We start from the raw sequence: 8,085 nt of genomic DNA, 5'->3' as shown, positions 1-8,085 counted from the left end.
GGGTGGCTGAGGTGGGGGCGCCGAGGCTCGTCGGGGCGGTGTGGGGGCTGCTGATCCTCAATACGCTGGGTTCGGCCGGGGCGAAGACCGTCGTGCCGATCCCCCGGTCGCTGATCCAGATGGTGACGATGGGCGCGCTGGTGGCCGCGTTCACGCTGGCGCTCGTGCTGAACCCGCGGCTGCGCGTCCGGGGCAGCGCCTATCTGCTGGCGCTCAGCCTGCTGGTGGTGGTGAGCGTCATCTCCAGCGTGCACCTGGAGGCCGGGTTCGGGGCGCTGTTCCGGTGTGCCCGCCTCGCGCTCTTCGTGGGCACGCTGTGGCTGCTGACGCGCTGGTGGGACGGCGGCGACACGTTCGTACGGCACCACATCCGGATGTACTTCGCGGTGCTGATGTCGGTGGCGGCGGGCCTGGCGGTGTCGCCGGGCGCCGCTCTGCCGGAGCTGTACGGGGGGCGGCTGGTGGGGGCGCTGTGGCCGCTGACGCCGCCGCAGATCGGGCAGTACGCGGCGGTGATCATCGGGCTTTCGGTGCTGCTCCTGCTGGGCGGGCGCACCGACCGGGGCAGTGCGGCGCTGGTGGTCGGGCCGTCGCTGGTGATCCTCGCGCTGACCCACACCCGGACGGCGACGCTCGGGCTGCTGGTCGGGCTGACGCTGGCGATCGTGTCGCTGGTGCTGACGAGTTCGGCCGCGCGCCGGTTCTTCTCCTGGTCGGTGCTGGTCGCGACCGTCGCGGCGGTGGGGTTCGCCTCGCTGCTCCAGGCGTGGTTCCTGCGGGGGCAGAGCCAGGAGAACTTCACCAGTCTCACCGGGCGGGCGAAGGTGTGGGACGCGCTGCTCGCGGCGCCCCGGTCGACGTCGGAGCAGCTCTTCGGGCTGGGCCTGGGCGACAAGTCGTTCGCGGGGCTGCCGATCGACAACAGCTGGCTGGCCGTCTACAACGAGCAGGGCTTCGCCGGGGCCGGGCTGGTGGCGGCGTTCCTCGTCGTGCTGGCGGCCGTCGCGCTGCTGAGGCCGCCGTCGCTCGCGCGGGCCTGCGCGATCTTCCTGATCAGCTACTGCGCCATCGCGTCGTACACGGAGGCCGGGCTCGGTGACGCCTCGCCGTATCTGCTGCATCTGGCGGTCGCCGCCTCGCTGCTGGCGGCGCCCGCGCCGACGGCTCCCGAGGTCCCATCGCGTCTGCCGTCGGAGGTGAACTGACCGTGCACGTCCTCGTGGTGCACAACCGCTATGCCTCGGCGCAGCCGAGCGGGGAGAACAAGGTCGTCGACCAGGAGGTGGCGCTCCTGCGGGAGGCCGGTCACCGGGTCGGGGTGTTCGAGCGGCGCAGCGACGACATCGCCGGCCGCTCCCTGCCGGCCAAGGCCGCGCTGCCGCTGCTGGTGCCGTGGAACCCGGGCGTGCGCCGGGAGCTGGCGGCGCGGCTGCGGGCCGAGCGCCCCGACGTGGTGCACGTGCACAACGTGTTCCCGCTGCTGTCCCCGGCCGTGCTGGCGGCCTGCGCGGACGCGGGGGTGCCCGCGGTGGCGACCCTGCACAACTACACGCAGGTCTGTCCACCGGGCACGCTCCAGCGGGACGGCCGGCCGTGCTCGGCGTGCGTCGGGAAGGCGGCGCCGCTGCCCGCCGTACGGCACGGCTGCTACCGGGGATCGCGGCTGGCCACGGTGCCGCTCGCGCTGAGCCTGTCGGCGAACCGGCGGCGCTGGTGGTCCGGCGTGGAGCGGTTCTTCTGCATCTCCGCCGCGCAGCGCGACGTCCTCGTGCGGTCCGGGATGCCGGCCGAACGGCTGGCGGTGAAGCACAACTTCGTCCCCGAACCGGGCATCGCTCGCACGGGCCCCGGCGAGCACCTGCTGTTCCTGGGCCGTCTCGCGGAGGCCAAGGGCGTGCGGGTGCTGATGGCGGCGTGGGACGAGGTCGCGGCCGGCGGCGGGGTGGGCGTGCCGCTGGTGATCGCCGGGACGGGTCCGCTGGAGGCGGAGGTGACCGCCTGGGCCGCGGGGCGGGACGACGTGCGCTGCGTCGGCCTGTACGACACGGACCAGTGCCGGGAGGCCATCGCCAGGTCGGTCGCCGTGGTCGCCCCGTCGACGTGGATGGAGGCGTTCGGGCTGGTCGTCGTGGAGGCGATGGCGGCCGGGGTGCCGGTGGTCGCCGCCGGGCACGGGGCGTTCACCGAACTCGTCGAGGACGGGGTGAGCGGGCTGCTGCACCGGCCGGGCGATGCGGCCTCGCTGGCGTCCTGCCTGCGCCGGATCACGGGCGCGGACCGGGAGATGGGGGTTGCGGCCCGGCGCCGTTACGAGCAGGGGTTCAGTCCGGCCGTCGGCCTCGAACGCCTGCTGGAGGGGTACCGCTCCGCGATCGCGGGGCGGACACAGTCGAGTGGGGGGAACCACTAGATGACACGATGCCGACTCTGCGGCTCACAGGCGCTGGCGAGCGTGGTCGACCTGGGGGCGACACCGCCGTGCGAGAGCTTCCTCGCCGCCGACCAGCTGGACCTGCCGGAGCAGACGTACCCGCTGCACCTGCGGGTGTGCACGGACTGCTGGCTCGCGCAGATCCCGCCGCTGATCACACCGGAGGAGACGTTCACGCAGTACGCGTACTTCTCGTCCTACTCGACGTCGTGGGTGGAGCACGCCCGCGCGTTCGTCGACGGCGCCGTGGAGCGCCTGGGGCTCGGCCGCGACGCGTTCGTGGTGGAGGTCGCCAGCAACGACGGGTATCTGCTGAAGCACGTGGTGGACCGGGGCATGCGCTGCCTGGGCATCGAGCCGTCGGTGAACGTCGGCGCGGCGGCGCGGGAGGCGGGGGTGCCGACGATCACCCGGTTCCTCGACCCGGACGCCGCCGCCGAGGTGCGCGCCGACCACGGCCCGGCGGACCTGGTGGTCGCCAACAACGTGTACGCGCACATCCCCGACGTGGTCGGCTTCACCCGGGGCCTGCGCGCCCTGGTCGCCGACGACGGCTGGGTGTCGATCGAGGTGCAGCACCTGCTGACGCTGATCGAGGAGAACCAGTACGACACGATCTACCACGAGCACTTCCAGTACTACTCGGTCGCCGCCGCGATCCGCGCCCTGGCCAGCGGGGGCCTCGCGCTGGTGGACGTCGAGCTGCTGCCGACGCACGGCGGCTCGATCCGCCTGTGGGCGCGCCCCGCCGAGGCCGCCGGGGAGCCGTCGCGGCGGGTGGCGGACGTCCTGGACCGGGAGAAGGCCGCCGGGCTCCAGGAGCTGTCCGGGTACACGGAGTTCTCCGCGCGGGTGGCGACCGTACGGCGGGACCTGCTGCGGTTCCTCGTCGAAGCGGCCGAGCGCGGTGAGACGGTCGTCGGGTACGGGGCGCCGGGCAAGGGCAACACGCTGCTGAACCACTGCGGCATCCGCCCCGACCTGCTGCCGTACACGGTCGACCGCAACCCCTACAAGCACGGCCGGTTCACGCCGGGCACCCGTATCCCGATCCTGGCGCCCGAGCGGATCGCCGCCGACCGGCCGGACTACGTGCTGGTCCTGCCGTGGAACCTGCGGGCCGAGCTGACCGAGCAGCTGTCGTTCGTGCACGAGTGGGGCGGCCGGCTGGTCTTCCCCGTCCCGGAACTGAGCATTGTCGAGGTGAAGTCGTGAAGGTCGTCCTGTTCTGCGGCGGTTACGGGCTGCGGATGCGCAGCGGTGCCTCCGACGACGTGCCCAAGCCGATGGCGATGGTCGGTCCGCGCCCGCTGATCTGGCATGTGATGCGCTACTACGCGTACTTCGGGCACACGGAGTTCATCCTGTGCCTCGGGTACGGCGCCGACCACATCAAGAACTTCTTCCTCACCTACGAGGAGACGACGTCCAACGACTTCGTGCTCAGACGCGGGCAAACCGAGCTGCTGTCCACGGACATCGCGGACTGGACGATCACGTTCGTGCAGACCGGCGTGGAGTCGCCGATCGGGGAGCGGCTGCGGCGGGTGCGCGAGCACCTGGACGGGGACGAGATGTTCCTCGCGAACTACGCGGACGTGCTGACCGACGCCCCGCTGCCGGAGATGATCGACCGGTTCGCGCAGCGGGACGCGGGGGCGTCGATGATGGTCGTGCCGCCGCAGTCGTCGTTCCACTGCGTGGATCTCGGCGACGACGGTCTGGTGGGCGGTATCACGCCGGTGAGCGATCTGCCGCTGTGGGAGAACGGCGGCTACTTCGTGCTCCGCCAGGAGGTCTTCGACCACATCCCGGAGAACGGCGACCTGGTCGCCGACGGCTGCGCCGAACTCGCCAAGCGGGGACGGCTGGTGGCGCACCAGCACCGGGGGTTCTGGAAGCCGACGGACACCGTGAAGGAGCGGGCCGCGCTCGACGAGGCGTACGCGCGCGGTGAGCGCCCGTGGGCCGTGTGGGAGCGCGGGTGATCCGCCTCGGCGCCGGGCGCCTGACCCGGGTCGTGGCCGTGGGGGCGCACTGCGACGACATCGCGATCGGCGCGGGCGGCACCCTGCTGGCGCTGTGCCGGGCGCATCCGGGGCTTCGGGTGGACGCGCTGGTGCTGTCCGGCGCCGGGACCGAGCGCGAGCAGGAGGAGCGCGACGCGCTCGCCGCGTTCTGTCCAGGCGCCGACCTGCGGCTGACGGTGCTGAAGCTGCCGGACGGCCGCTTCCCGGCGCACTGGGAGGAGGCCAAGGCGGCCGTGGAGGAGTTGCGCGAGCGCACCGACCCGGACCTGGTGCTGGCGCCCCGCACCGACGACGCCCACCAGGACCACCGGGGTCTCGCCCAGCTGATGACGACGGCGTTCCGCGACCACCTGGTCCTGGGCTACGAGATCGTCAAGTGGGACGGCGACCTCGGCCGCCCGTCCGCCTACCAGCCGCTGCCGGTGGAGGTCGCCGAGGAGAAGGTGCGCCTCCTCCAGGCGCACTACGCCTCGCAGCGCCACCGGCCCTGGTACGACCGCGAGGCGTTCCTCGGCCTCGCGAGGATTCGCGGCATCGAATGCCACGCCCGCTACGCCGAGGCGTTCGCGGTCACCAAACTCACTCTCGACCTGGGGGATTGAACGTGCGTGTACTGCTGACCGGGCACCAGGGCTACCTGGGCACCGTCATGGCCCCGGTCCTCACGGCCGCCGGGCACGAGGTCACCGGCCTGGACGCGGGCCTGTTCGCGGACTGCGTGCTGGGCCCGGCGCCCGCCGACCCGCCGGGCCTGCGCGTGGACCTGCGCGACGTCACCGCCGACCACGTCGCCGGCTTCGACGCCGTCATCCACCTCGCGGCCCTCTCCAACGACCCGCTGGGCTCGCTGGCGCCCCAGCTCACCTACGACATCAACCACCACGCCTCGGTCCACCTGGCCCGCCTCGCCCGCGACGCGGGGGTACGGCGGTTCCTGTACGCGTCGACGTGTTCCGTGTACGGCGCTGCGGGCGGCGGCGACCTGGTGGCCGAGGACGCGCCGCTGCGCCCGGTGACGCCGTACGCGGAGTCGAAGGTGCGCGTCGAGGACGACCTCCACACGCTGGCCGACGGCGACTTCAGCCCCGTGTACATGCGCAACGCGACCGCGTTCGGGTTCTCGCCCCGGCTGCGGGCGGACATCGTGCTGAACAACCTGGTCGGGCACGCGCTGCTGTCCGGTGAGGTGCTGGTGCTGTCGGACGGGACGCCGTGGCGTCCGCTGGTGCACGCGGCGGACATCGCCCGCGCGTTCACGGCCGCGCTCGGCGCCGACCGGGAGGCGGTGCACGACCGGGCGTTCAACATCGGCAGCGAGGCCAACAACGTCACCGTCGCCGACATCGCCGGGCAGGTCGCGGAGGCGGTGGCCGGGTCGAAGGTGCGCATCACCGGCGAGACGGGCGCCGACCCGCGCTCGTACCGGGTCGACTTCTCCCGGTTCCGGGCGGCGGTCCCCGGCTTCGGCTACGAGTGGACCGTCAAGCGGGGCGCCCTCGAACTCGCCGACGCCTACCGCGAACACGGCCTGACCCGGGAGGCGTTCGAGGAGCGCTTCACCCGGCTCGCGGTGCTGCGCGCGGCCTCCGAGGCGGGCGCGGTGAACGACACGCTGCGGTGGCGCCGGTGACCACGGCCGGCGAGGAGATGCACGCGCTGGTGGAGCGGCTGTACCCGCTGTGCCGGAGCATCACCGGGGACGGGGTGCGCGCGACCCTGGAGATCGTCGGCGAGCACGTGCCGCTGGAGGTCCACGAGGTGCCGACGGGGACGCAGGTCCTGGACTGGACGGTGCCGCAGGAGTGGAACATCCGGGACGCGTACGTCGCCGACGCCACCGGCAGACGGGTCGTCGATTTCGCCGCGTCCAGCCTCCATGTCCTCGGCTACAGCGTGCCGGTGGCGCGGACGATGCCCCTGTCCGAACTCCGCGAGCACCTGCACACCCTGCCGGAGCATCCGTCGTGGGTGCCGTACCGCACCAGCTACTACCAGCCGACGTGGGGTTTCTGCCTGGCCCAGGACACCCTGGACGCGCTCCCGGACGGCGAGTACGAGGTGCGGATCGACTCCACGCTCGCCGACGGCCACCTCACCTACGCCGAGCACGTGATCCCCGGCCGGGTGCCCGACGAGGTGATCGTCTCCTGCCACGTCTGCCATCCGTCGCTGGCCAACGACAACCTCGCCGGCATCGCGGTCGCGACCTACCTCGCGAAGGAACTGGGCAGGCAACAGCCGTACTACACCTACCGGTTCATCTACGCGCCCGGCACCATCGGGGCGATCACCTGGCTGGCCCGCAACGCGCAGCGCGTCGACCGGGTCCGGCACGGGCTGGTGCTGGCCTGCGCCGGGGACACGGGGCAGCTGACGTACAAGAAGAGCCGGCGCGGCGACGCGGAGATCGACCGGGTGATGGCGCACGTCCTGGCCCAACGCCCGCATGTGCTGAAGGAGTTCAGCCCGTACGGCTACGACGAGCGCCAGTACTGCTCCCCCGGGTTCGACCTCGGTGTGGGCTCGCTCAGCCGCACCCCGTACGCCGGGTACCCCGAGTACCACACCTCGGCGGACGATCCGGACTTCGTGTCCCCGGCGGCGATGGAGGACACCCTCGCCGTGTGCCGGGAGGCGTTCGCCGTGCTGGACCGCAACCGGCGGTACGTGAACCTCAGCCCGTACGGCGAACCGCAGTTGGGGCGCCGGGGGCTGTACGACTCGCTCGGCGGGCGCAGTGACGCGCAGCAGGCGCAGATGGCGATGCTGTGGGTGCTGAGCCTCTCCGACGGGGAGCACTCGCTGCTGGACGTCGCCGAGCGGGCCGGGCTGGGGTTCGACTCCGTCGTCGCGGCGGCGGACGCGCTGCACGACGCGGGTCTGATCAAGGCATGACGCCGGCCCGGGGGTTCGTGCGGCGGCTGTCCTGGGGGCTCGCCGACCAGGCGGCCTCCAGCATCAGCAACTTCGCGGTGGGCCTGTACGTGGCGCGCTCGCTGGGGGTGAGCGCGTTCGGCGTGTTCAGCCTCGCGTGGGTGACGTACGGCGTGGTCCTGAACGTCTCGCGGGGGCTCGCCACCGATCCGCTGGTCGTGCGGTTCAGCGGGGTGCCGGAGCCGGCGTGGCGGGGTGCGGTGGCCCGCTCGACGGGGACGGCGCTCGGCGTCGGCGCCGGGCTCGGCGCGGTGTCCGTGGCCGCCGGGCTCGCGCTCGGCGGCGGCGTGGGGCCCGCGTTCGCGTGCCTCGGCGTGATGCTGCCGGGGCTGCTGCTCCAGGACGCGTGGCGGTACGCGTTCTTCGCGGCCGGCGCGGGGCGCAAGGCGTTCGTCAACGACGTCGTGTGGGGTGTCGCGCTGGTCCCGGCGCTGCTGGTCGCGGCCCGGGTGGGGAGCGTGGCCGCGTTCGTGCTGGCCTGGGGCGCGTCGGCCACGGTGGCCGCCGGGTACGGCTACGTCCAGTCCGGCATCCTGCCGCGCGTCGGCCGGGCGCGCGGCTGGCTGCGTGAGCAGCGCGACCTCGGCTACCGGTACCTGGTCGAGAACGTGAGTCTCAGCGGGGCGAGTCAGCTGCGCGCGTACGGGCTCGGCGCGATCGCCGGGGTCGGCGCGGTGGGGGCGGTGCGGC

The 8,085-nt window shown here is 73.0% G+C and carries 8 protein-coding genes; all 8 read left to right on the top strand.

Translation table 11 applies throughout. From position 1 onward, the window contains the following. Positions 1-11: 11 nt before the first annotated feature. Positions 12-1,205 carry a hypothetical protein gene (locus tag AOK24_RS16075; RefSeq protein WP_107103968.1) on the top strand — a complete coding sequence of 398 codons (1,194 nt, stop codon included), beginning with the start codon at positions 12-14 and terminating at the stop codon, positions 1,203-1,205. A 2-nt stretch (positions 1,206-1,207) separates the two neighbouring features. Then, entirely contained in the window at positions 1,208-2,410 is a 1,203-nt protein-coding gene (locus AOK24_RS16070) for a glycosyltransferase (RefSeq protein ID WP_055720762.1), read from the top strand. Next, entirely contained in the window at positions 2,411-3,646 is a 1,236-nt protein-coding gene (locus AOK24_RS16065; RefSeq protein ID WP_055720761.1) for a class I SAM-dependent methyltransferase, read from the top strand. It abuts the gene before it with no gap. After that, positions 3,643-4,419, top strand: a complete 777-nt coding sequence (locus tag AOK24_RS16060) for a sugar phosphate nucleotidyltransferase (protein ID WP_055720760.1) — start codon at positions 3,643-3,645, stop codon at positions 4,417-4,419. Before AOK24_RS16065 ends, AOK24_RS16060 begins: the two co-directional genes overlap by 4 nt. Continuing rightward, a complete protein-coding gene (locus tag AOK24_RS16055; protein ID WP_055720764.1) occupies positions 4,416-5,063 on the top strand; it encodes a PIG-L deacetylase family protein in 648 nt (215 codons plus the stop codon). The genes AOK24_RS16060 and AOK24_RS16055 overlap by 4 nt, the downstream gene beginning before the upstream one ends. Positions 5,064-5,065: 2 nt before the next feature. Further along, positions 5,066-6,091 carry an NAD-dependent epimerase/dehydratase family protein gene (locus tag AOK24_RS16050; protein WP_055720759.1) on the top strand — a complete coding sequence of 342 codons (1,026 nt, stop codon included), beginning with the start codon at positions 5,066-5,068 and terminating at the stop codon, positions 6,089-6,091. After that, positions 6,079-7,356 (top strand): DUF4910 domain-containing protein, encoded by a 1,278-nt coding sequence (locus tag AOK24_RS16045; RefSeq protein ID WP_055720758.1) that lies wholly within the window; start codon positions 6,079-6,081, stop codon positions 7,354-7,356. The genes AOK24_RS16050 and AOK24_RS16045 overlap by 13 nt, the downstream gene beginning before the upstream one ends. Next, positions 7,353-8,085 (top strand): MATE family efflux transporter (locus AOK24_RS16040; RefSeq protein WP_478078768.1); only part of this gene is annotated, 733 nt, incomplete at its 3' end. The genes AOK24_RS16045 and AOK24_RS16040, both read left to right, overlap by 4 nt.

This window comes from Streptomyces niveiscabiei, assembly GCF_001419795.1.
Taxonomy (GTDB): domain Bacteria; phylum Actinomycetota; class Actinomycetes; order Streptomycetales; family Streptomycetaceae; genus Streptomyces; species Streptomyces niveiscabiei.
The sequence above is the reverse complement of the archived record's forward strand: the minus strand, read 5'-3'. Positions and strand labels throughout refer to the sequence as shown.

Bases quoted from the DNA above. Each gene is read 5' to 3' on its own strand.
- AOK24_RS16065 (WP_055720761.1), top strand. From the start codon at position 2,411: ATGACACGATGCCGACTCTGCGGCTCACAGGCGCTGGCGAGCGTGGTC.